General features: G+C 56.5%; 23 protein-coding genes. 7 read left to right on the plus strand and 16 right to left on the minus strand.

Annotation, left to right across the window (positions count from 1 at the left end; translation table 11 throughout):
- Positions 1-3: 3 nt before the first annotated feature.
- The 7 genes from ACNT1W_RS10395 to ACNT1W_RS10425 all read right to left on the minus strand — a co-directional run bounded on the left by ACNT1W_RS10395 (position 4) and on the right by ACNT1W_RS10425 (position 5,004).
- The gene (locus ACNT1W_RS10395) at positions 4-255 is read right to left on the minus strand and encodes a prevent-host-death protein (RefSeq protein WP_012006084.1); all 252 of its coding nucleotides are present in this window, start codon (positions 253-255) and stop codon (positions 4-6) included.
- Positions 256-364: 109 nt separating this feature from the next.
- On the minus strand, positions 365-1,099 hold the full coding sequence (gene artJ, locus ACNT1W_RS10400; RefSeq protein ID WP_218215966.1) for an arginine ABC transporter substrate-binding protein: 735 nt from the start codon (positions 1,097-1,099) through the stop codon (positions 365-367).
- 208 nt (positions 1,100-1,307) lie between these two features.
- Complete coding sequence (gene artM, locus ACNT1W_RS10405; protein ID WP_012006086.1) at positions 1,308-1,976, minus strand: arginine ABC transporter permease ArtM; 669 nt, start codon at positions 1,974-1,976, stop codon at positions 1,308-1,310.
- Entirely contained in the window at positions 1,976-2,692 is a 717-nt protein-coding gene (gene artQ, locus ACNT1W_RS10410; RefSeq protein ID WP_017892234.1) for an arginine ABC transporter permease ArtQ, read from the minus strand. The genes artM and artQ overlap by 1 nt, the downstream gene beginning before the upstream one ends.
- 8 nt (positions 2,693-2,700) lie before the next feature.
- On the minus strand, positions 2,701-3,432 hold the full coding sequence (artJ, locus tag ACNT1W_RS10415) for an arginine ABC transporter substrate-binding protein (protein WP_012006088.1): 732 nt from the start codon (positions 3,430-3,432) through the stop codon (positions 2,701-2,703).
- Between the two features lie 33 nt (positions 3,433-3,465).
- A complete protein-coding gene (gene artP, locus ACNT1W_RS10420) occupies positions 3,466-4,194 on the minus strand; it encodes an arginine ABC transporter ATP-binding protein ArtP (protein ID WP_012006089.1) in 729 nt (242 codons plus the stop codon).
- 261 nt (positions 4,195-4,455) lie between these two features.
- Positions 4,456-5,004 (minus strand): lipoprotein, encoded by a 549-nt coding sequence (locus tag ACNT1W_RS10425; RefSeq protein ID WP_012006090.1) that lies wholly within the window; start codon positions 5,002-5,004, stop codon positions 4,456-4,458.
- Between the two features lie 160 nt (positions 5,005-5,164).
- On the opposite strand from ACNT1W_RS10425, the gene ACNT1W_RS10430 reads away from it, so the two are divergent.
- A complete protein-coding gene (locus ACNT1W_RS10430; protein WP_012006091.1) occupies positions 5,165-5,488 on the plus strand; it encodes a heavy metal-binding domain-containing protein in 324 nt (107 codons plus the stop codon).
- 153 nt (positions 5,489-5,641) lie between these two features.
- On the plus strand, positions 5,642-6,478 hold the full coding sequence (locus ACNT1W_RS10435) for an N-acetylmuramoyl-L-alanine amidase (protein WP_419246741.1): 837 nt from the start codon (positions 5,642-5,644) through the stop codon (positions 6,476-6,478).
- On the opposite strand, the gene ACNT1W_RS10440 is transcribed toward ACNT1W_RS10435, so the two are convergent.
- Both ACNT1W_RS10440 and ACNT1W_RS10445 read right to left on the minus strand, forming a co-directional pair.
- Positions 6,479-7,489, minus strand: coding sequence for an NAD-dependent epimerase/dehydratase family protein (locus tag ACNT1W_RS10440; RefSeq protein ID WP_419246742.1), 1,011 nt, complete (start codon positions 7,487-7,489; stop codon positions 6,479-6,481). It lies immediately after the preceding gene.
- 157 nt (positions 7,490-7,646) lie between these two features.
- The gene (locus ACNT1W_RS10445; protein ID WP_419246743.1) at positions 7,647-9,086 is read right to left on the minus strand and encodes a DUF2867 domain-containing protein; all 1,440 of its coding nucleotides are present in this window, start codon (positions 9,084-9,086) and stop codon (positions 7,647-7,649) included.
- A 153-nt stretch (positions 9,087-9,239) separates the two neighbouring features.
- Here ACNT1W_RS10445 and ACNT1W_RS10450 point away from each other — a divergent pair, with 153 nt between their 5' ends.
- Positions 9,240-9,587: a DUF1294 domain-containing protein gene (locus tag ACNT1W_RS10450; RefSeq protein ID WP_017892241.1), complete on the plus strand. Its 348-nt coding sequence runs from the start codon at positions 9,240-9,242 to the stop codon at positions 9,585-9,587.
- 36 nt (positions 9,588-9,623) lie between these two features.
- On the opposite strand, the gene ltaE is transcribed toward ACNT1W_RS10450, so the two are convergent.
- From ltaE to ACNT1W_RS10475, 5 genes are all read right to left on the minus strand, one after another.
- Positions 9,624-10,640: a low-specificity L-threonine aldolase gene (gene ltaE / locus ACNT1W_RS10455; RefSeq protein WP_419246744.1), complete on the minus strand. Its 1,017-nt coding sequence runs from the start codon at positions 10,638-10,640 to the stop codon at positions 9,624-9,626.
- Positions 10,641-10,736: 96 nt separating this feature from the next.
- Complete coding sequence (poxB, locus tag ACNT1W_RS10460) at positions 10,737-12,458, minus strand: ubiquinone-dependent pyruvate dehydrogenase (RefSeq protein ID WP_017892243.1); 1,722 nt, start codon at positions 12,456-12,458, stop codon at positions 10,737-10,739.
- 205 nt (positions 12,459-12,663) lie between these two features.
- Complete coding sequence (gene hcr, locus ACNT1W_RS10465) at positions 12,664-13,668, minus strand: NADH oxidoreductase (protein WP_135344452.1); 1,005 nt, start codon at positions 13,666-13,668, stop codon at positions 12,664-12,666.
- Between the two features lie 54 nt (positions 13,669-13,722).
- Positions 13,723-15,372: a hydroxylamine reductase gene (gene hcp / locus ACNT1W_RS10470; RefSeq protein WP_017892245.1), complete on the minus strand. Its 1,650-nt coding sequence runs from the start codon at positions 15,370-15,372 to the stop codon at positions 13,723-13,725.
- A 171-nt stretch (positions 15,373-15,543) separates the two neighbouring features.
- Positions 15,544-16,440: a lysine exporter LysO family protein gene (locus tag ACNT1W_RS10475; RefSeq protein WP_012006100.1), complete on the minus strand. Its 897-nt coding sequence runs from the start codon at positions 16,438-16,440 to the stop codon at positions 15,544-15,546.
- A 192-nt stretch (positions 16,441-16,632) separates the two neighbouring features.
- Between ACNT1W_RS10475 and ACNT1W_RS10480 the strand changes: the two genes are divergently transcribed.
- Positions 16,633-18,297 (plus strand): ATP-dependent endonuclease, encoded by a 1,665-nt coding sequence (locus ACNT1W_RS10480; RefSeq protein WP_419246745.1) that lies wholly within the window; start codon positions 16,633-16,635, stop codon positions 18,295-18,297.
- Here ACNT1W_RS10480 and ACNT1W_RS10485 read toward each other — a convergent pair.
- Positions 18,294-19,262 carry a VirK/YbjX family protein gene (locus tag ACNT1W_RS10485; RefSeq protein ID WP_419246746.1) on the minus strand — a complete coding sequence of 323 codons (969 nt, stop codon included), beginning with the start codon at positions 19,260-19,262 and terminating at the stop codon, positions 18,294-18,296. The two genes, ACNT1W_RS10480 and ACNT1W_RS10485, sit on opposite strands and share 4 nt — an antisense overlap.
- 191 nt (positions 19,263-19,453) lie before the next feature.
- Here ACNT1W_RS10485 and macA point away from each other — a divergent pair, with 191 nt between their 5' ends.
- A complete protein-coding gene (gene macA, locus ACNT1W_RS10490) occupies positions 19,454-20,569 on the plus strand; it encodes a macrolide transporter subunit MacA (RefSeq protein WP_223272857.1) in 1,116 nt (371 codons plus the stop codon).
- The gene (gene macB / locus ACNT1W_RS10495) at positions 20,569-22,515 is read left to right on the plus strand and encodes a macrolide ABC transporter ATP-binding protein/permease MacB (protein ID WP_112363528.1); all 1,947 of its coding nucleotides are present in this window, start codon (positions 20,569-20,571) and stop codon (positions 22,513-22,515) included. The genes macA and macB overlap by 1 nt, the downstream gene beginning before the upstream one ends.
- A gap of 76 nt (positions 22,516-22,591) precedes the next feature.
- Here the strand turns inward: macB and cspD are convergent, their stop codons facing one another.
- Positions 22,592-22,813: a cold shock-like protein CspD gene (gene cspD / locus ACNT1W_RS10500; protein ID WP_012006105.1), complete on the minus strand. Its 222-nt coding sequence runs from the start codon at positions 22,811-22,813 to the stop codon at positions 22,592-22,594.
- Between the two features lie 359 nt (positions 22,814-23,172).
- On the opposite strand from cspD, the gene clpS reads away from it, so the two are divergent.
- The gene (gene clpS, locus ACNT1W_RS10505; protein ID WP_004928347.1) at positions 23,173-23,493 is read left to right on the plus strand and encodes an ATP-dependent Clp protease adapter ClpS; all 321 of its coding nucleotides are present in this window, start codon (positions 23,173-23,175) and stop codon (positions 23,491-23,493) included.
- The last annotated feature ends 16 nt before the right edge of the window (positions 23,494-23,509 follow it).

The following is a 23,509-nucleotide window of genomic DNA, read 5'->3' on the forward strand; positions in this document are numbered from 1 at the left end:
AGGTTATAAGTCATCCAGATTGACCTTAATACGTTTGCCACTCATCCGTGAGCGGACTATTTCAGCGAGTTCAATATCCTCGAGGCATTCAGCAATGGCTTGCCAGGTCTCAGGAGAGACGTAATAACCGGAAATCTTCCCATTGGTAAGCACGGCAACGGGCTGTCCGTGGGCTTCTTTGAGTGCTGCGTTAGGTGATTTTTTAAAATCGCTGATGCTGACTGCTGAATCTGCCAGAATGGGCTGGACGATCATGATGTTTCCTTTGGTGTTATATTTAGTATCAAATTTAGCACCGAAAGGAACTGTGGACAATGCTTAGGTTTGGTAAACAAGGCGTGGCATTCCACGCCCCGAATAGCGCTTACTGCGGGAACCACTTGTCGTTAATGGCTTTGTAGGTGCCGTCGGCCTTAATGGCGTCCAGCGCACTGTTGAGCCTGGCCAGCAGTGCCTGATTGTCCGGCCGTACCGCAATACCCAGACCGGTACCGAAGTATTGTGCATCGGTAACGTGTTCACCTACCGGAGCCAACTGAGGGTTGTTCTTCAGCCACTCATTCACCACGGCGGTATCACCGAATACGCCGTCAATACGGCCATTTTTCAACTCGAGAATGGCGTTCTGATAGCTGTCGTAAGAGACGGTGTTAATCTCCGGGTGCTTGTCCTGCATGTATTTCTGGTGGGTGGTGCCGTTCTCCATGCCGACCTTTTTCCCTTTCAGATCCGCCAGCGAACTGAATTTGCCTTTTTCGGCAATCACAATTGCCGAGTTGGCATAATAGGGCTGAGTGAAGGCAACTTGCTTGCTGCGCTCTGGCGTGATGTCCATACCGGAGATCACCGCGTCGTATTTCTTGAATTTAAGCGCGGCGATCAGGCTGTCGAACGCCTGGTTGGTGAAGGTACATTCGGCCTTCATTTGTTTGCACAGCGCGTTAGCCAGATCGATATCAAAACCCACGATCTTGTTGTTGGCATCCAGCGACTCAAACGGCGGGTAGGTGGCGGAAGCGGCGAAACGAATGGTCTCGGCTGCGCTGGCGTTAAAGGCGATGCCTGCTAATACCGTGGCGGCCAGCAATAGTTTTTTCATGCTTAAAGCTCCTGTCTGCAAGACTGCGTGTTTTTATCTCTTCACCGCTTGATTTTACTGACAATAACCCAGAGGTTTTGGCGGCTGTCGGTCGGTGTTAACCCTGCCATTTAATGAATTAATATGCAATATAAATGATTAAAAATTTGTTCTGGGTGTAAAAAAGCCCCGCACGATGGCAGGGCTTTGAGAGTATCGGTCGACTGACTCAGTTGCGGCGTTCAAACGCCAATGCACGGCGCTCGACCAGACGCATCAGCAGCGTCAGCAAGCCGTTGACGCACAGATACACCAACCCGGCAGCACCAAACACCATCACGTCGTAGGTACGGCCATACATCAGCTGGCTGTAGCCCATGACTTCCATCAGGGTGATGGTATAGGCCAGCGAGGTACTTTTGAACACCAGCACCACTTCGTTGGAGTAAGACGATAGCGCACGCTTGAAGGCGAATGGCAGCAGGATACGCAGCGACTGCGAACGCGACATGCCGAGCGCTTCACAAGATTGCCACTGACCGGCCGGTATCGCCCGTACCGCACCGTAAAACAGTTGGGTGGTATAGGCGGCGCTGTTCAGCGCCAATGCGATCATCGCACACAGCCACGGCTGCGACAGCAAGTTCCATAACCACGGATACTCGCGGATCGCCGGGAACTGACCGGGGCCGTAGTAGATCAGGAAGATCTGCACCAGCAGCGGCGTACCGGTGAACAGGGTGATATAGATTTTTACCAGCGGCGTCAGGATCGGCGTTTTCAGCGTCAGGATCACCGTCAGCACCAGCGACAGCACCAGCGCCACGATCAGCGCGGTGATGGTCAGCGTCAGGCTGGTGTGCAGCCCTTTGATAATTTCCGGCAAGAACTCAAACATCAGGCTGGCCCCCGCTCAAAACGCGTGGTGCGCAGTTCGATGCGTTTAATGATGTACTGACTGATCAGGGTGACCACCAGGTAAATCGCCGCCGCAATCACGTACCAGGTAAAAGGCTCCTGGGTGCGGGTGGCAATGCTTTTGGTTTGCAGCATCAGATCGTTAACGCTGATCAGTGACACCAGCGCGGTATCTTTCAGTAACACCAACCATTGGTTGCCGAGGCCGGGTAGCGCGTGACGCCACATTTGCGGCATGATCAGGCGAAAGAAAATTGCCGCGGTGCTCATCCCCAGTGCCTGACCGGATTCCCATTGCCCCTGCGGCACGGCCTTCAATGCGCCACGCAGCGTTTGCGACGCATAGGCCGAATAGAGCAGGGCGAGAGCAATGACGCCGCACAGGAACGGGCTGACTTCAAAGTTATCAATCGCCAGTTGGATCGGCAGTTGGAACAGACCAAGGTTCAGGGTGAAGCCATCGGACAGCATCAACAACAGCTGCGATGAGCCGAAATAGATGAACAGCACCACCAGAATTTCCGGCAGGCCGCGCAACAGAGTGACCCAGGCGGTACCGAGCCAGCTAACCACTTTCCAGCGTGATGACTCCCAGACGGCAAACAGCATCGCCAGGATCAGCCCAAGGATAAGGGCACAAACGGCAAGGCCGACGGTCATCCCGGCGGCGCTTGCTAAAGGTTGGATTTCATTCATCAGAGTGATTACTGCTGGAACCATTTTTTGTAGATGGTTTCGTAAGTCCCATCCTGTTTGATCTTGTCCAGAGCGGCATTGAATTTGCCCTGCAGATCGGTATTTTTCTGGCGAACGGCAATGCCCAGGCCGGTACCGAAGTAGTCTTTATCGGTCACTTTGTCGCCCACGGCGGCCAGTGCCGCGTTTTGTTTCAGCCATTCGTTAACCACCGCAGTGTCACCGAATACCGCATCGACACGGCCATTTTTCAGATCCAGAATGGCGTTCTGATAGCTGTCGTAAGGCACGGTGGTGATTTCCGGGTGCTTATCGGTCAGGTATTTCTGGTGAGTGGTGCCGTTCTGCACGCCCACTTTCTTGCCTTTCAGCGCAGCGACGTCAGCCACTTTGCCTTTCTGGGCAACAAACAGCGCGGAGTTGTCGTAATACGGCTTGGTAAACAGCACCTGCTTTTCACGCTCAGGCGTGATGTCCATACCGGCCATCACCGCGTCGAAGCGCTTGAACTTCAGGCTTGGGATCAGGCTGTCAAAGGCCTGATTGGTGAAGGTACACTCGGCCTGCATCTCTTTACACAGCGCATTGGCCAGATCGACATCAAAGCCCTGGATCTTGTTGCCGGCGTCAATAAATTCAAATGGAGGATAAGAAGCTTCGGTAGCGAAACGGATGGTTTCGGCTGCAGAGGCGGAAACGCTGATGCCGGCCAGAACGGCGGCGATTATTAGTTTTTTCATCGCAAACTCCCCAAATTACAGCAAGTAAAATTGTTAGTGTGATAAGTAATTGGCAAACTCGGTGGTCTGTGGATTCTTGAAGTGGCTGGCATCGCCTTGTTCCACCACGTGGCCGTTTTCCATGTACACCACGCGGCTGGCGGTTTTACGCGCCACTTCCACCTCGTGGGTCACGATCACCTGGGTGATCCCGGTGCCGGCCAATTCGCGAATGATGCTGACGATTTGCGCGGTGATCTCAGGATCCAATGCGGCGGTCGGTTCATCAAACAGCAATACCTGCGGTTCCATCATCAGCGCACGGGCAATGGCCACACGCTGTTGCTGGCCACCGGATAGGTGCAGCGGGAAACGATCGGCAAAGTCGGTCAGACGCAGGCGCTTGAGCAGCTTGTCGGCACGCTCCATCGCCTGAGCCTTGGTCAGGCCCAGCACGCGGCAAGGCGCTTCGATCAGGTTTTGCACCACGGTGAGGTGAGGCCAGAGATTGTATTGCTGGAATACCATGCCGACGTTCTGCCGCAGCTCGCGAATGGCTTTTTCGCCCGGAGCCTGCTTAAAGTCGAATTGATTACCGGCGATCTGCAACTGGCCCGAACGCGGCATTTCCAACAGGTTCAACACCCGCAATAACGAGCTTTTCCCCGCGCCGCTTGGACCCAGCAGCACTAAGGTTTCCCCTGCTGGGCAATCCAGCGTGATGTCAAACAGCGCCTGATGTGCGCCGTAATAGCAATTGATACCGTTAAGTTGAATGCTCATGCGCCAGAATTGAATAGATATTGATGCCGCGAATGTTAACTTCCACAGAATACTTATGCAATCTTTGTGCGTTAAAATTTATTACTGCGCGGCAGAATAGTAAAAGAATAGCACAAGATACCGCGAGTCAGGTTCGAAGGGGGGATTTGTCGTGCATGCTGTGAGGCAGGTAGCGAAATTTCTCAAATTGAACAAATATTGCGCGTAATCAAGGCATTTATCTAACTACCGGTACCCAAGGGCACCGGTGGTTGAGTTGGCTTACTGGTTTTCCAATACCTGACGCAGCGTACCGCTGGCAGCGTGCGGTGGCACGTTCAGATAGCGGATATCGTCCACGACCCAACAGGTGCCTTCGCGCACCATCAGCACTTCATCCTGCCAGTTGACTGCGCTGCCACCGTCTTTCTGGTAGCTGAGTTGAACGCGCAACGGGATATTTTTGGCATCGGTATTAGGAATGGTCGACGCGCTGGCGACGGTGGCGCTGGTCGGCCCCTGAGCATTGCCGGTAAACAGATCGCCGGTGACCTGATGTTTGCCCGGATTCTGGTTAGCAGTTACCAGATCCTGGTACAGCACTTTACTCAGGTAAGGCTGCAATTGCGCCAGACGGTTGCTGTCCGGCAGGGTAGTACCGGCACCTTGTTGCAGGCGCAAATCGTAAAATTTCTGGGCCACCGCATCCGGGCCGCCTTCCACACAACCGCCGGTACGGGTGCCGATATCCTTGAATGCCGGTTCAACGGTGGTGCAGGCACTCAGTAACAGCGCTAAGGGAAAAACAGCCGCAATCGTTTTTGTTTTCATCTCATTACCTTATGTGAAAGTCTCTACCATGAAGACCACTAGCCTACAGTATAAATGCGATTTCTGGCCTTGCATTCGTAGTGCGTGCCATTTCAATACAGAACATAATGCTAAAACGATGGTCAGATAAATGCCATGAATCAATCAGCAAGGAGTTTTAATGCAGCTTTCAACCACCCCGACCCTGGAAGGGTTTACTATTACCGAGTACTGCGGCGTTGTCACCGGCGAGGCTATTTTGGGTGCCAATATTTTCCGTGATTTCTTTGCCGGCGTGCGTGACATCGTCGGCGGCCGTTCCGGGGCCTATGAGAAAGAGCTGCGTAAAGCGCGTCTGATCGCCTTCAAGGAACTGGAAGAGCAGGCAAAAGAGTTGGGCGCCAACGCAGTGGTCGGGATTGATATCGATTACGAAACCGTGGGTAAAGACAGCAGCATGCTGATGGTGACCGTCAGCGGCACCGCAGTGAAAGTCAGTCGTTAATCCCTTCTTTCACGCCCCGGTAATCTCCGGGGCGTCATAATGATGAGGCTGGCATCTGGCATCTCTGTCATCATTTATTGAATAACTTGATTATTGGATGCAAGTTAATCAATCCGGGTAACAAATTCGGCGTAGCTAACACAGGAGGGATTCGTGAAAATTTGGCCAGGGATATTTGCCGTGGCGCTGCTCGCAGGCTGCCAAAGCATGCCGCAGAACACCATCGTCGATCATGGTGGCTATCAGCTAGAAACGCTGCATCAGGCCCAGGGCGCAGACCAGCGCATTCGTTTTCTGGTGATGCATTACACCGCCGAAGACTTCCACTCCTCATTGAAAACCCTGACGGATGAACACGTCAGTGCGCATTATCTGTTGCCGGCGCACCCGCCGTTGGCTCAGGGCAAACCGGTGGCATTTCAACTGGTGCCGGAAGCTCTGCGAGCATGGCATGCCGGGGCCAGCAGTTGGCGCGGCAGAACCAACCTCAATGACACCTCGATCGGTATTGAGATCGTCAATCGCGGGTTCAACCAAACCCTGCTGTTTACCCACTGGCAGCCCTATACGCCACAGCAAATTGCCCTGTTGATCCCACTGAGCCGCGATATTATTCAGCGATACGGCATTCAGCCGACGGACGTGGTAGGGCACAGCGATATTGCGCCGCAGCGCAAGCAGGATCCCGGTCCGTTATTCCCCTGGCAGCAACTGGCGCAGGCGGGCATAGGTGCCTGGCCGGATGAGGGGCAGGTGCAGAAACTATTGGGCGGGCGGGATAAGCATGCCGAAGTGCCGCTGGCACCGTTGATGGCCAAGCTGGCGAGTTACGGTTACGGCATTGATGCGCGCTGGGATGTCAGGCAGCAAAAAAACGTGCTGGCGGCGTTTCAGATGCATTTCCGGCCCAGCGATTATCGCGGTGAGCCGGATGCGGAGAGTGAGGCGATTGTCGATGCGCTGTTGCTGAAATACGGAGCCGCCCGTTAATTACAGGCCGTGCAGCTTGCCGTGATCCTTCAGCCAGCGGGCGGTACGCGAGATACCTTCATCCAGCGAAATAATTGGCCGGTAGTCCAGCTCTTGCTGGGCACGTGTGGTGTCCAGCGTCAGATCAAAATTGAGCTTGGCGACGCCATAGTGGGTCAGTACCGGCTCTTTTTCACTTTTGCTGCCGAGCTTTTCCATGCCACGCGCCATCATGTCGAGCATTGGGTAGGGGACCGAGCGGATCCGACACTTCATGCCCAACTCGTCGATCAACTGCTGCACCACGCTGCGTAGCTGACGCGGCTGCTGGTTGGTGATGTTGTAGGCGCGGCCCGACGGGGTATTTTCTTTCTGGGTCGCCAGCCACATGGCGTGCACTGCGTTTTCCAGATAGGTCATGTCCACCAGCGCGGCACCGCCGCGTGGCAGCAGCAGGTTGCCATAGCGTTTGATCATCTGTAACAGACGCGGCAGCATCACCTTGTCGTGCGGTCCGAATAACCCCTGAGGGCGCAGGATGGTGAAGTGGGTCTGCGGGTTGGACAGCGCCAACTGTTGGATCACCTGTTCACCGGAGGCCTTGCTGCGGGCAAACTCGTTGGCATAGCGTACAGGGCGGAAGTCTTCGGTAACATTGCGATGGTGATGATAGTCGAAGTAAACAGCCGGCGAAGAGATATGGATAAACTGCGAAACGCCGTAGGCCGCCGCCCATTCGCCCAGGCGACGGGTGGCGCGCACGTTGGCCAGTTCAAAGGCTTCTTCGGTACCCCAGGGGGAAGTGAAACTGGAGCAGTGCCACAGCACGTCCACATCGGCCAGCATGGCTTTGGCCTGCGATGAGATCAGATTGGTGAGATCGGCATGAATGAATTCCGCACCCATTTTTTCCAGCAGACTGCCCATCGCCTGGTTGCGACCGGTGGCGCGCACTTTAATGCCCTGACGGCGCAGATATTCAACGGCGTTACGGCCTAACCCACTGGTTGCACCGGTGACCAATACCTTCATAACGAACTCTATTCTCACCAAAAATCAGAATGCTGACGGCCTTCAGCGGCGTTCCAGCAAATAAGATGCCATTCTTCCGTTATTTCGTGCTCTATGCAATCGGAAAGGGCCTAACCGCAGCAGCAAAGTGTGCGGTTGATCGACAAATAAGCGATGGTCAGGGCATATTGCGCGGATGCTCTTCGGCCAGTTTGGCAATACGCCGTGCCATACCGCGAAAAATAAACAGATGAGCGGGCATCATAGCGAACCAATACAGCAGCCCGCTAAACCCGGCGGGGTGCCACCAGGCTCGTACGTCCAGGGTACGATGGTCGCCGTGATCCTTGATGGTGAAAGCGAGGCGGCCCAGGCCGGGGGCTTTCATGCCAAACAGCAGTGCCAATAGCCGCTGTGGTTTGAGGGTGATCACCTTCCAGCCGTCGACGACGTCGCCAACCTCCAGCGTGTCGCGCAGCGGACGGCCATAAACCACGCGATTGCCAATCATATCGTCCATACGTGCGCGGATCTGCCACAGGATATTGGCGTAAAAATAGCCCTCTTTGCCCCCCAGTTGCTGCACCGTATGCCACAGGGCCTGGCTGGATGCCTGGGTTTCTATCGAGCAACCCGCCTGCTTCGGATAAAAACCATAGCCCGGTCGCCAGCGCGCCCGCGCTTCCGGGTCGTAACCCCAGTCGGCGGAATCGACCACTTCTTCTTCACGTTGCAGGGTGGCCGTCACCGCCTGATCGAAGGTTTGCAGCGTCTGCGGGATTAACGCCTGTAGCGGTTTGCCGTCGGCGGGCAGATCGTGGTTCAACCCCTGGATCAGCGCGTTGGCGATAGACGTGGGCACCGAGGTGATCATGCTGATAAACCAGACCGAGATAAAACGGGTCGGCAGAGGAATCGGGATCAGCCAGCGTTTCTTGCCGCTGATGGCAATAAAGCGTTCAAACATGGTCTGGTAGCTGATGTACTCCGGGCCGGCGACGTCAAAAATGCGGTTTTCTTCCGCCGGATGCGCCAGCAGATCGGCCAGATATACCAGCAGGTTTTCCAACGCCACCGGTGAAGATTTGGAACGTACCCAGCGCGGCGGTGTAAGCACCGGCAGGTTGTAGACCATATCGCGCATGATTTCGAACGCGGCCGAGCCGGGGCCGACAATAATACTGGCTCTTAGCTCGGTGACGGGAACACCGCTCTGACGCAGGATCTCCCCGGTCAGCTTGCGTGCCACCAGGTGTGGCGAGCTGTCGCCCTCGGGTTGCAATGCACCGAGAAAAATGACCTGTTTGACGCTGGAACTGCGCAGCGCATCACGCAGGTTTTCAGCGGCCTGGCGTTCCTTTTCAATAAAATCATCGCCGTCGCCCATACCGTGGATCAGATAATAAACCGCGTCGATCTCCCACAGCGCGGCGGCCAGGGTTTCCGGCCGGTAAACGTCGACATATTGGCAGTTAACCTGCGGCCAGTGCTGTTCCTGCAGCCATTCGATACGACGCGCGGCGGCGGTAATATGATGTCCCTGTTCAATCAGGTGGGGGATCAGGTTTTGGCCGATATAGCCGCTGGCCCCAAGAACCAGTACGCGTTGAGCTGTCATTAGCGCCGCCTTTGCGGTGAAAGTCTGTTTAGCATAGTCACAGGATGCCAAACTCGTGGTTTAAATGCACTTTTTGTGTGGTTATGCGGGCATTGCATCCGCTGACGGGGGGCGTCACACTACCCGCCGTTTGTCTGCGTTAAGCCGGAAGATATGAAACTCAATGCTGTTTGTTATGCCCTGTTGGGACTGGCGCTGATCGCCAGTTTGTTTTTCTTGCATCCGATCTGGATGTGGTGGTTGTTGGCTAACCTGCTGACGCTGGTGGTCTACGGTGCGGATAAGTTTGCTGCACGCAGAAGCTGGCAGCGGGTGCCGGAAAGCACGCTGCTGGTGTTCGGGCTGGTGGGCGGTTGGATGGGAGCGATAGTTGCGCAGCAGGTCTTTCGCCATAAAACCCAGAAACAGCCGTTCAAAACCTGGTTTATCGTCAGCGTGGTGCTGAATATTGTGGCGACGCTGGCGATTTGGTACTGGGTCTATGGCCGCTGGATACTCTGAATGCGGGGCGCGTTGACGCCCCGTACAGACAAGCACTCAGGCGTGCTGCCTGAGGAACTGCTGCCATAAATCGACCACTTGCTGCAAATCCTGACGGCTGACGTCAAGGTGAGTCAGAATGCGCGTCAGTGGACCGCTGCTGATCAGCACGCCGCGCTCATGCATCCAGGGACCCAGCCTGGCTGCCTGTTCTGGTGATTGGCGCAGGTACAGTACGTTGGTCTGCGCGCCCGGTTCAACGATCTCAACGCCAATCCGCTGCAGTTGTTGTTCCAGCCATTTGGCATTGTCGTGATCTTCACGCAGGCGTTCGACATTGTGCTCCAGCGCATAGAGACCGGCCGCAGCCAGAATACCGGCCTGCCGCAGGCCACCGCCGGTCATTTTACGCCAGCGCAGGGCCTGCTGGATAAAGGCTTCGCTGCCGCACAGCAACGAACCCACCGGCGCGCCCAGCCCTTTCGACAGGCAAATGGTGAAGGTGTCGCAGTACTGCACAATCTCTTTCAACGGCACATTCAGCGCGACGGCGGCGTTAAAGATACGTGCGCCGTCGATGTGTAATGCCAGTTGATGCTCGCGGCTGAATTGCCAGGCCTGCTGCAGGTACGCCAAGGGCAGCACACGGCCACTGATGGTGTTTTCCAGGCTCAGCAGGCGCGTTCTGGCAAAGTGGATATCGTCGGGTTTGATGGCCGCCGCGACCTTATCGAGTGGCAGGGTGCCGTCCGGGTTAGCTTCAATCGGCTGTGGCTGGATGCTGCCGAGCACCGCCGCGCCGCCGGCCTCGTATTTATAGTTATGCGCCTGCTGGCCGACAATGTACTCGTCACCGCGCTGGCAATGGCTCAGCAGCGCCACCAGGTTGGCCTGAGTGCCGCTTGGCAAGAACAGCGCCGCCTCTTTACCGGACAGACGGACCGCTTCTGCCTCCAGAGCGTTGACCGTGGGGTCATCGCCGTAAACATCATCACCCACTTCTGCCTGGGCCATGGCCTCGCGCATCGCGGCGCTGGGGCGGGTCACGGTGTCACTGCGTAGATCGATAAGCATAAAAATCCTTTTCCCCTTCATCTTTCAAGCCGCAGCGTTGTTGGCTGCAACTTGAAATTTGTTGGAGATAGTTTTAGCTGAAAGAGGACTCGATTATTAACGCAACCAGTTGGTTTTTGCCAGCTCGACCACTTCGTCACCGCGGCCGTTGATAATGGCGCGCAGCATATACAGGCTAAAGCCCTTGGCCTGCTCGAATTTGATCTGCGGCGGCATCGCCAGTTCCTGTTTGGCGGTGACGACGTCCAGCAGTGCCGGGCCGGGATGCGCCAGCATTTCCTGCAGCGCCCCATCCAAATCAGAAGCTTTCTCCACGCGAATGCCTTTGATGCCGGCGGCGTTGGCAATCGCCGCAAAATCAGGATTGTGCAGATCGGTGCCGTCAGTCAGGTAGCCACCGGCCTTCATTTCCATCGCCACGAAGCCCAGTACGCTGTTGTTGAAAATCACAATCTTGACCGGCAGTTTCAGTTGGGCCAGCGACAGGAAATCCCCCATCAACATGGTGAAGCCGCCGTCGCCGCACATGGCGATCACCTGTTTGCCCGGTTCGGTGGCCTGTGCGCCAATCGCCTGTGGCATGGCGTTAGCCATCGAGCCATGGTTGAACGACCCGAGCAGGCGGCGTTTGCCGTTCATCTTCAGATAACGAGCGGCCCACACCGTTGGCGTACCGACGTCGCAGGTGAAGATGGCGTCATCGCTGGCGTATTGGCTGAGCTGTTGCGCCAGATACTGCGGGTGAATCGGCTGATCGTCATTGGCCGTCGCCAGCCCGTCGAGATCCTTGCGCGCAGTGCGGTAGTGCTCCAGCGCCTTGTCGAGGAACGCACGGTCGCTTTTGGGTTCTATCTGCGGCAACAGGGCGGTAAGGGTGGTATGGATATCCCCCACCAGCGCCATATTGACCGGGCAGTGTGCGCCGATGCTGCCGGGGTTGATGTCGATCTGAATGATATTGGCATTGGTCGGATAGAAGGCACGGTACGGGAACTGGGTACCAAGCAATACCAGCGTATCGGCGTTCATCATGGCGTGGTAGCCGGAAGAGAAACCGATCAGCCCGGTCATGCCGACGCTGTAGGGGTTGTCCCATTCGATATGCTCTTTACCGCGCAGTGCATGAACCACCGGAGCCTGCAACAGTTCGGCCAACTTGACCACTTCGTCATGGGAGCCGGCGCAACCGCTGCCGCACATCAGCGTAATGTTCTTCGCCTTGTTCAGGGTCTCCGCCAGCCTGTTCAGTTCGCTCATTGGCGGTTGCACCAGCGGCAGTGCCGGGGTGTGCCACACCATGCTGGCGTCTTCCGGTGCCATCCGCAGCGCCACGTCGCCCGGCAGGACGATCACCGACACGCCGCGATTGAGGATCGCCTTGCGCATGGCGATTTCCAGTACCCGGGGCAACTGTTCCGGGTTAGAGACCAGTTCACAGTAGTGGCTGCATTCGCGGAACAGTTCTTGCGGGTGGGTTTCCTGGAAATAGCCGCTGCCGATCTCGCTGGAGGGAATGTGTGCGGCAATCGCCAATACCGGCACATGATTGCGGTGGCAGTCGAACAGACCGTTAATCAGATGCAGGTTACCGGGGCCGCAGGAGCCGGCACAGACCGCCAACTGACCCGTCAACTGGGCTTCTGCTCCGGCGGCGAAGGCGGCGACCTCTTCATGGCGGGTTCCCAGCCATTCGATGGTGCCCATACGGTGCAGGCTGTCGCTGAGGCCGTTGAGCGAATCGCCGGTGACGCCCCAAATGCGTTTCACACCGGCCTGTTCCAGAGTTTTGGCGATCAGTGTGGCTATAGTTTGCTTCATAATTCCCCCAAGCGTTGTAAAGGTCCCTTTATCTTTCAAACCACTGCGTGTGCCGCCTGGCCGTGGCTTGAAATCTATTGGGTATGACTTATCAGTCTTTCTCAAATAAACGCAGTAACGAACATGGAACCGGGAAAGTGTAGAAGGGGAAGGTAAAGCCTGCTTGCCGATAAATGCCCCATCGTGGCCGACGGGGCAGAAAGCATCAGGCGAGGGTGACGTCACCTTGCAGTTGGCAACTGCAGGCCAGCACATAGCCCTGGGCGATTTCAGCCGCCGTCAGCGTCATGCTGCTGGTGGTGGTGTAGTCACCTTCGAGGATGCGGGTTTTACATGAACCACACACCCCAGCGCGGCAGGCGGCGTTGACCGGCAGCGCGTGAGCTTCCATTGCCGCCAGCAATGTGCTGCCGACCGGTACGCGGAACTCACGCAGCGGGCGGGCGGTGCGCAAGGTTAATCCTTCGCCCTGTTCGCCATCGGTGGCTGCCGGGGTATGGAACTGCTCTTTATGGAAACGGTCGGCCGCTACGCCCAGCTGCAGGCAAAGCCGTTCTGCCTGAGCCATATAGGGGGCCGGGCCGCAGGTCATCACGGTGCGCTCAGTGATATCCGGCGCCGCCTGGCGCAGCACTTCGGCACTGATTCGCCCATTGAGATAGCCTGGTTGAATGTCCTGTTCGGCCATCAGCGTCAGTCGCAGTTGCGGGTGCGTGGCGCATAACTCGCGCCATTGCTCGGCAAAAATGGTATCGGCGGGAGTGCGTACGTTAAAGATCACTGCGATATCACAGGTCGGGCGATTGGCCACCAGCCAGCGACACATGGAGATGATCGGCGTTACGCCGCAGCCGGCCGCCAGCATCAGGTAACGATCGGCCGGATGTTGTTCACAGCTGAACTCGCCTTGCGCATCGGACAGCCACAGCGTGTTGCCGGGTTTGACTTCGCCGGTTAACCAGCGCGAACCCACGCCGTCCGGCAGGCAACGTACACTGATGCTGAGAAAACGGCTCTGGCCGGGCGAAGAGGAGAGCGTATAGGCGCGTAGAGTGTCTTCGCTATTACGGATACTGACCAGCGCAAACTGACCGGGTTGATAAGGGTAAAAAACATCGCAGATCAGGTTGAGCGTCCAGACGTCGGCGGTTTCCTGCTGGATCGAATGCACCTGCATGCGGTTGGGGCAAAGTGGGCTGGGTTGGGTCATTGGGCACCTCAAAAGCAAAGGGGCCGACATCTGCGGCCCCGAGAAACAGCAGCATTAGCCGAGCAGGGCTTGCAGATCCTGATCTACGGTGGTGATCGGGCGCATACCGAATTTTTCGTTCAGGATCGCCATCAGGTTGTCGGTCAGGAAGCCCGGCGCGGTTGGCCCGGTAACAATGTTTTTAACCCCCAATGACAACAGCGTCAGCAGGATGACAATCGCCTTTTGCTCAAACCACGACAGCACCAGGCTCAGTGGCAGTTCGTTGACCGAGCAACCGAGGGTGTCGGCGAGTTTGACCGCCAGCATGATGGCGGAATAGGCGTCGTTACACTGACCGACGTCCAACAGGCGTGGCAACCCTTCCAGAGTACCGAAATCCAGCTTGTTGAAGCGGTATTTGCCGCAGGCCAGCGTCATGATCAGGCAGTCTTGTGGAACGCTGCGGGCGAAGTCGGTGAAATAGCTGCGCTCATCGCGGCTACCGTCACAGCCGCCGACCAAAAAGACGTGACGCAGTTTCTTTTGTGACACCAGGTCGATCACCGTATCGGCGGCATTGAGCAGCGTCTGGCGGCCGAAGCCGACGGTGATCATATGTTCGATTTCGCTATAGGGGAAACCACTCATGCCCTGCGCCTGAGCGATCACCTGGCTGAAATCGTCCCCTTCCAGATGGTTGACGCCCGGCCAGCCGACGATGCTGCGCGTCCAGATACGATCGCCATAGTTACCGACATTCGGATCGATAATGCAGTTAGAGGTCATCAGGATCGGGCCGGGGAATTTGGCGAACTCGGTCTGCTGGTTCTGCCAGCCGCTGCCGTAGTTGCCCACCAGATGCTTGAATTTTTTCAGTTCCGGGTAGCCGTGCGCCGGCAGCATTTCACCGTGGGTGTAAACGTTCACGTCCTGGCCTTCGGTTTGCTCCAGCAACATGCGCAGATCTTTCAGATCATGGCCGGAGATCAGAATGGCTTTGCCTGCCACCGGACGAACGTTCACCGCACTTGGCACCGGATCGCCGTAAGCCTGAGTTTCGCCGTGATCGAGGATCGCCATCACGTTGAAGTTCATTTTGCCGATACCCATGGCGTTGTTCAGCAGGGTATCCACGTCGCGCGGCTGGGTGCCGAGCCAGGCCATAAAGGCGTGGTAGTCGGCGTAGATCTGGTCATCGGACTGGCCCAGTACGTGAGCGTGCTCCATATAGGCCGCGGCGCCTTTCAGGCCGTACAGGCACAGCATGCGCAGGCCGTGTACATCGTCGCCGACCTCGGCTTTATCGGTATTGAGGGCAAACTGCGCGGCCTGCTGTAGCAGCGAAGGCATATCATCGCCGGCCAGCTGCAGACTGGCCAATGGGTGTTCAACATGGACGCTGGCGTCCAGCAGACGGCAGCGGGTGGCCAGAGATTCGCGCAGGGCGATGGTTTCGCGTGCGTAACCGATAATGCGATCTGAATCGAAGTTGACGTTGGTCAGGGTAGAGAAGAAAGCACGCGGGGCAAAGCTGTCGATATCATGATCGACGATCCCGAGCGCCCTGGCTTGCAGCGCCCAGGCGGAAAGCCCCTGTAACGCCGCGACCAATAGATCTTGCAGGTCGGAGGTTTCCGCCGTTTTGCCGCACATACCCTGGGCATAAGAGCAGCCGTTGCCTGCCGGGGTACGGATAGTTTGTTCACATTGCACACAAAACATAATCGCTTCCTTTTTAAAGTTGCATTTATAATGCTTGTTTATGAGCATAGATCGGCAACCGGGGCTTAAAAAGGCTTTTGTGATGCTACCAAGGGCAAGTTTGATTTAGCGCAATTTTACCGTGCGGATGGGAATTATTACGCTTTCCGGGGGCGAACCCCCGGAGAAGGGTCAAGAGAACAGGGCGATCAGTACCGGTGCCAGCAGGCTGAGCAGAAAGCCATGCACGATGGCCGGTGGCACTATCTCCATCCCCCCGCTGCGTTGCAGCACCGGCAGGGTAAAGTCCATGGAGGTGGCGCCGCACAGACCCAGCGCTGACGAGCGGCTACGACGTACCAGAGTAGGGATCAGCACTATGGCTACCAGTTCACGCGCCAGATCGTTAAAGAAGGCCGCGCTGCCTAACACCGGGCCATAGGCGTCGGTGATTAAAATGCCGGAAAGCGAATACCAGCCAAAACCGGACGCCATGGCCAGCCCGGCCTTAATCGGCAGCCCCAGCAGTTGCGCCGCCAGCGCACCGCCGGCCAGTGAACTTATCACCACCACCACGGCGACTATCATGCCACGTCGGTTAAGCACTATTTGGCGTAGCGTCATGCCGCTGTTGCGCAGTTGGATGCCCACCAGCAGCAGCAGGAAGATCAGGGCGTATTCGCTGCCTTTGTTGGCAAACTGCAGCCATTGCCACTGCGTCAGGCCGAGCAGGAAACCGCCGAGCACCACGCCGCAAAGCTTGAGCGATTCGAGCGCCATATGCAGGCGTGAGGGCAGTTTTTCCTGTTTATGGCTGTTGTGCCACGGCATTTTGCGTTCCAGCAGTGCCAGCATCAGCAAACTGGCGGCGAGAATGCACAGGAAGAACACCGAAGCATACTGGAATATCAACACCAGGTTGCTGCTCAGATCCTCCAGAAACGCCAGGCTGATACCCATGAAAAACAGGATCACGTAGACCATCCAGCTCAGCAGGCGGTTGATGGTTTGCAGTAAAGTCCGGCTACGTAGCGCAATAAGGTAACCGGCAATCAGCGGTAACAGAATAATCAGCAGTCCTGAATACATGGTGAAGCTTGCGTCCTTTGTTCTGAGGGCGGCGCCTGGATGAGCGGCGAGGCTCCACACGCTAACCAAAACCACGTCCGGAGTAAAGCGGCAGATTTGACGTCGTCCGCTTGACCTGCAAGGGGTTTTTTGACCATGCTCTGAGGAGGCCACCCCATTAAGGACGGTGACCGCGCGCACGGGAGGCGACAGATGTTCTTAGAGCGAATCGAGATTGTAGGTTTCCGCGGCATTAACCGGCTGTCACTGATGCTGGACGACAACACGCTGCTGCTCGGCGAAAATGCCTGGGGTAAATCCAGCCTGCTTGACGCGCTGACCCTGCTGTTGGCACCGGAACCCAAGCTGTACCGTTTTGAAGCGCACGATTTCCATTTCCCGCCCGGTGAGGAAGAGGCCAAAGATCGGCACCTGCAGGTGGTATTTACCTTCTGCGAGAAAGATATTGGTCATGCTCATCTACCGCGTTACCGCCACCTGTCGCCGCTGTGGGTCAAGGGCGGGGATAACCTGAACCGCATTTATTATCGCTGCGAAGGTGAACTGGCCGATGACGGCACGGTTTGCACCTGGCGCGGTTTCCTGGATGCCGACGGTAATCCGATGCAGTTGCACCATATTGAGCAACTGGCACACGCCATTATCCGTATCCACCCGGTACTGCGCCTGCGCGATGCACGTTTTATCCGCCGCCTGCGGCCCAGCACGTTAAATGATGAACATCCGGCCGATAACAAGGCGTTGGCCCAGCAGTTGGATCAACTGATGCGTGAGCTGGTGCGCAACCCGCAAAAGTTGACCAACGCCGAACTACGCCAGGGGCTGGCGGCTATGCAGCAACTGTTGGAACACTACTTTGCCGAGCAGGGGTCACAGGTGACGCGGCCGCGCCGAAAACGGCTGGATCAAGATCAGGATCAACAGGCATGGCGCTCACTGGACAGCATCAACCGTATGGTGGCCGAACCCAATAGTCGCAGCATGCGTCTTATTTTACTGGGCATGTTTTCTACGCTGTTACAGGCCAAGGGCAGCGTCAAATTGGATCCGCACGCCCGGCCGCTGCTGCTGGTGGAGGATCCGGAAACGCGCCTGCATCCGATCATGCTTTCGGTAGCCTGGGGGTTGCTTAACCAACTGCCGCTGCAGCGCATCACCACCACTAACTCCAGCGAACTGGTCTCCCTGGTGCCGGTTGAGCACGTTTGTCGGTTGGTGCGTGAGTCGGGACGGGTGGCCACTTATCGTCTTGGGCCGCGCGGGCTGGGGCCGGAAGATGGGCGACGCATTTCTTTTCATATTCGCTTTAACCGGCCGTCGTCGCTGTTCGCCCGTTGTTGGCTGCTGGTAGAAGGCGAAACCGAAGTCTGGCTGCTCAACGAGCTGGCTCGCCAGTGCGGTTATCATTTTGAGGCGGAAGGGGTACGGGTAATTGAATTCGCCCAGTGCGGCCTGAAGCCGCTGCTGAGGTTCGCCCGGCGTATGGGCATTGAGTGGCATGCGTTGGTGGATGGCGATGAGGCAGGGCGCAAATACGCCGGCACCGTCCGCGGCATGCTGGATAACCATGAGGATAACGAGCGTGACCGGCTGACCGTGTTACCGGCGCCGGATATGGAACACTTTATGTTCCGTGAAGGTTTCAGCCCGGTCTATTACCGGGTCGCCTCCGTGCCGAGCAATGCTCAAATGCCGGTACGCAAGGTGATCCTCAAGGCAGTGCATCACTCGTCGAAGCCCGACCTGGCCATTGAGGTGGCGATGCAAGCGGGCGAGTGGGGCACGGATTCGGTGCCGCCATTGCTGAAAAAAATGTTCTCACGCGTGATCTGGCTGGCGCGCGGCAGGGCCGACTAGGCCCCGGCAAAACGGGGTTGGTTGCTGAAATGCTCGGCCATCCCCTGTTCCAGCTCGTCCAGCAGTTGATAGCGGCGGCGATATTCTGCACGTTTTTTGCTGGCCACCTCTTCGATCGGTTTACGGGCGATCTGCTCCGGCAGCAGGAAATAGCCGCTTTCCAGCATCTTGCCGCCCATTGATGTCCAGAATTGATCGTAATCGGCATGCAGTTGGTCTTTCTTTTTACTGTGATAGCGCCAGTTTTGGTAGATATGTGTGGCATTGCCGACCGCCACAATTTGCTGAATGCCCAGATGGCGCGCCAGAGTGCAAATCCCTTCCAGCACCAGCCGTTTTGGGAACAACCCGTGACACTCTTTGGTGGCCTGCTGTATTTCGGCGTGCGGCACCTGGTGATTGGCTCCCTGTAACCCCCCGATAAACAGCGTGGGCTGTTGCTGATAGTGCATCAATGCAAAGGTGATTTCGGCCAGCATAATCCCGTTGCCATTACGCAGCAGCAGGGTGGCTTCCCCTTCCTTATTCAGATGATCGATGGCTGCCAGCTCCAGTGAAACGGCGGCACCACTCTTGCCGCAGGCGCGGGTCAGCAAAAAGGGCTTGTTCAGATGGCCGAGCAGCATTTTCATCGGCATGCGTTGCTTGCTGAGATCGTAATGATCGCGCAGGGCGAACAGACTCTCGATTTTGCTCATGTTCGCCGCCAGATACGGGCGATGCAGCTTGCACGGCAGATTGGGTTGCGCGTTCAGTATTTCATCCAGCAAAGGGTTGGACGCCAGCGTATTGAGCAGAGCGCTGGTGGTCGGCCAGCGAAATAATGAACGGCCGATAAACTTCAGGCGAAATGATGCTTTCTTCCAGGCTTTGCTGGGTGCCTTGTCGCCATTGGCCAGCGCCGTCATCAATTGCCAGCCGTTAAGCGGGCGTGCAGATACGAGTGGATAGCTGAGCTGAGACATGATGAAATCCTTGGCTGTGTTGAATGGCGCTATTTCACCAAGCCTTCACTAAACGGGAGTTCAATGCAGAATGTAACCAAGGGTGTCTCCACATTGTGTTGAACCAAGGTTTAGTTATTCATCATCGTGCGTGATAATTTAGCTCCGCTGCCGCTGTTGGCAGCATGAATTGCAACAGGCAGGAACCTATTTTGACGTGGTTTAAAGGACATAAGCGACGCTGGGTCATGGCGCTGATCGTACTGGTGGCGATCGTGGCGATGGCGGCCTGGCACTTCAGCCACCCGGCCCCGACTCCATTTAAAACGGTGAAGGTGGTCAAGGGCGATCTACAGCAAAACGTACTGGCAACCGGCCAGCTTGACGCGGTACGCAAGGTTGACGTGGGTGCGCAGGTGAGTGGGCAGTTGGAAAGCCTGTATGTCGAGATCGGCGATCGGGTTAAAAAAGGCCAGTTGCTTGGGGTAATCGATCCGCAACAGGCGCAAAACAGCATCCGTGAGGGTGAGGCGACGTTGCGTGAGCTGCACGCCCAGTTGCAACAGGCGCAGGCTGAGCAACAGCTGGCGGCGGTAACGCTGCAGCGTAATCAGGCGTTGGCCAAACTGCAGGCGGTGTCACGCCAGGATCTGGATCAGGCGGCGACACAGTTGGCGGTGAAGAAGGCGCAGGTGGGTACCATTCAGGCGCAGATCGCCAGGAATCAGGCCAGCCTGGATACCGCCAAGATCAATCTGGCGTTTACCCGTATAGAAGCACCGATGGACGGTGACGTGGTGCAAATCACCACGCTGCAGGGCCAGACGGTGATAGCCGCGCAGCAGGCACCGAACATTTTGACGCTGGCGGATCTCAGCACCATGCTGGTGAAGGCTCAGGTGTCGGAAGCGGACGTCATCAGCCTCAAACCGGGCCAAAAAGCCTGGTTTACCGTGCTGGGCGATCCTAACCGACGCTTTGACGGCGTGCTGAAAGATATTCAGCCAACGCCGGAAAAGGTCAATAACGCCATCTTTTACTATGCGCGTTTTGAAGTGCCCAATCCCGAGGGATTATTGCGACTGCAGATGACGGCGCAGGTGCATATTCAACTGGCGGGCGTCAAGCAGGTGCAGGTCATTCCTCTGGCAGCGTTGGGCGATCAAATCGCCGATAATCGCTACCATGTTTCGATATTGAAACAGGGCAAGGAGGAAAAGCGCGAGGTGGCCATTGGCCTGCGTAATAATATCGACGTGCAAATTCTCAGCGGACTGAACATTGGCGATGAAGTGATTGTCAGCCGTGGCGGCGCGGAGGCTCTCTGATGGCCGCGCTGTTGGAACTGAGCGGCATCAGCCGCAGCTATCAGTCGGGCGACCAGACCGTAGCGGTGTTGAAGGACGTGAGCCTGAGCATCAATGCCGGTGAAATGGTGGCGATTATGGGAGCCTCCGGCTCCGGCAAGTCGACGCTGATGAATATTCTTGGCTGCCTGGATAAGCCCAGCGCCGGCGTTTATCGGGTGGCCGGACAGGACGTGGCGACGCTTGATGGGGATGCGCTGGCCCGGTTGCGGCGTGAGCATTTCGGCTTCATCTTCCAGCGTTATCATTTACTGCCTCATCTGAGCGCGGCGCATAACGTTGAGGTCCCGGCGGTGTATGCCGGACTGGGTAAGGCAGCGCGGCGCGAGCGTGCGATTGCGCTGTTACAGCGTTTGGGGCTGGGTGAACGCGTTGGTTACCGGCCAAGCCAGCTTTCCGGCGGCCAGCAGCAGCGGGTCAGTATTGCCCGTGCGCTGATGAACGGGGGGCAGGTGATCCTGGCGGATGAGCCGACCGGTGCCCTCGATAGCCATTCTGGCGAGGAGGTGATGACCATCCTTAAGCAGCTGCGTGAGCAGGGGCATACGGTGATTATCGTCACTCACGATCCGGCGGTGGCTCAGCAGGCTGAGCGGATCATTGAAATTCGCGACGGAGAGATCATTGCCGATTCACGCCCGGAACGGCAGAGCAACCCGAACGCCAAACCGCTGGAGATGGTGGCACCGGCGCCGTCCTGGCAGCAAACGACCGGCCGTTTTCGTGAGGCATTGGTGATGGCCTGGCGAGCGATGGCGGCAAGTAAAATGCGCACCGCGCTGACCATGCTGGGCATTATTATCGGTATTGCCTCGGTGGTGTCGATCCTGGTGATCGGCGACGCCGCCAAACAGATGGTGCTGGCGGATATCAAGTCCATCGGCACCAATACGGTCGACATTTACCCCGGCAAGGACTTCGGCGACGACGATCCGACCTTCCGGCAGGCGCTGAAATACGACGATCTTGAGGCACTGCGCGAGCAGCCTTATGTCAATGCGCTGTCGCCCACGATTGCCAGCAGCATGCGGTTGCGCTTGGGTAACGTCGATGTGGCGGCCAATGTTACCGGGGTCAGCGAACAGTTTTTCCGCGTCTACGGCATGACCTTTACCCAGGGCGTCGGTATCGATCAACTGCAGGTGCAATCGCAGTCGCAAACGGTGGTCATCGACGCCAATACTCAGCGCCGGTTATTCCCCAATATAAAGGACGTGGTCGGTCAGGTGATCCTGGTGGGCAATATGCCGGCGACGGTGGTTGGCGTGGCGAAGGAGAAACAGTCGATGTTCGGCAGCAGCAAGACGCTGAACGTCTGGGTACCCTACAGCACTATGGCCAACCGGCTGATGGGTAACGCCTATTTTGATTCGATCACTGTACGTATTCGCGAGGGCTACAATAGCCAGGAAGCGGAGCAGAAGTTGACGCGTTTGCTGACGCTGCGCCATGGCAAGAAAGACATCTTCACCTATAACATGGACAGCCTGGTGCAGACCGCAGAAAAAACCACGCGCACGCTGCAGCTATTTCTGACGTTGGTGGCGGTGATTTCACTGGTGGTTGGCGGCATCGGCGTGATGAACATCATGTTGGTGTCGGTGACGGAGCGTACTCGCGAGATCGGCATTCGTATGGCGGTCGGTGCTCGCTCCGGGGACGTGCTGCAGCAGTTTCTGATTGAAGCGGTACTGGTGTGCCTGGTGGGTGGTGCCCTGGGCATTACGCTGTCGTTTGCCATCGGCCTGCTGGTGCAACTGGTGCTACCGGGCTGGCAGATCAGTTTCCCTCCGGCTGCGTTGTTGAGTGCGTTTGTCTGTTCTACCGCCATTGGCGTGGTGTTTGGCTATCTGCCTGCACGCAGCGCAGCGCGGCTTAACCCGATTGACGCTCTGGCTCGCGAATAGCAAGCCAATAAAAAATGCCAGTCATACGGCGGCTGGCATTTTTTTTCGGTGTTTCAGACTGACTGGGTGGAAGCGTTTAGGCCAACGCCTCGCTTTCCACTGGCACAATAAGACTCGCATGATTCCCTTTTGGCCCCTGGTGCACGTCAAAACTGACCTGCTGGCCAGCTTTTAGCGTCCGGTACCCATCCATCTTAATCGTAGAATAGTGGGCGAATATGTCTTCGCCACCGCCTTCAGGACAAATAAACCCAAACCCTTTGGCGTTGTTGAACCATTTAACAGTACCCGTCTCCATGCTTTTACATCCCTCGCAACGCTATTTTTCGGTGAGATGAATAACTGAATTCGCACCCGCCATTGGCAGGCGGCAGATGAGCCTGAAAGTGGTTAAAACACCACCAGCCCATGAATTTACACTCTAGAGCAAATGATTATCACGTCAAGGGATCGGCTTTTGTCGGCAGCGAGCAGTTCATCAAAGTTTGAAGCAGGTAACGCTATTGACATTGTTTGGTAACAATTCGTCAGAGATATTTGCGCACGTTCCAGTGCGGCGGGATGCTGGCGAAGATGATAAAATAGTATGGATACCCCACTTTGAATAACCGGAACCTGTCCCCATATATAAGGACAGAGCAGAGAAGATGAGCAGCGATGGGCAATAACAACGATTGGCTAAATTTTGAACACTTGGCCGAAGAAAAACAAATCGATGCGGTAAAACCGCCGTCTATGTATAAAGTTATACTTAACAACGACGATTACACACCGATGGAATTTGTGATTGACGTTCTGCAAAAGTTCTTTTCTTATGATATTGAACGCGCAACGCAACTGATGCTCACGGTCCACTATCAAGGCAAGGCGATCTGCGGTGTATTTACCGCCGAGGTGGCGGAAACCAAAGTCGTGCATGTGAACCGTTATGCCAGGGAGAACGAGCATCCGTTGCTTTGTACGCTGGAAAAAGCCTGAATAAGGCAATCTATTG

It is taken from the genome of Serratia sp. NFX21 (assembly GCF_048517035.1).
GTDB classification, from domain to species: Bacteria; Pseudomonadota; Gammaproteobacteria; order Enterobacterales; family Enterobacteriaceae; genus Serratia; species Serratia quinivorans.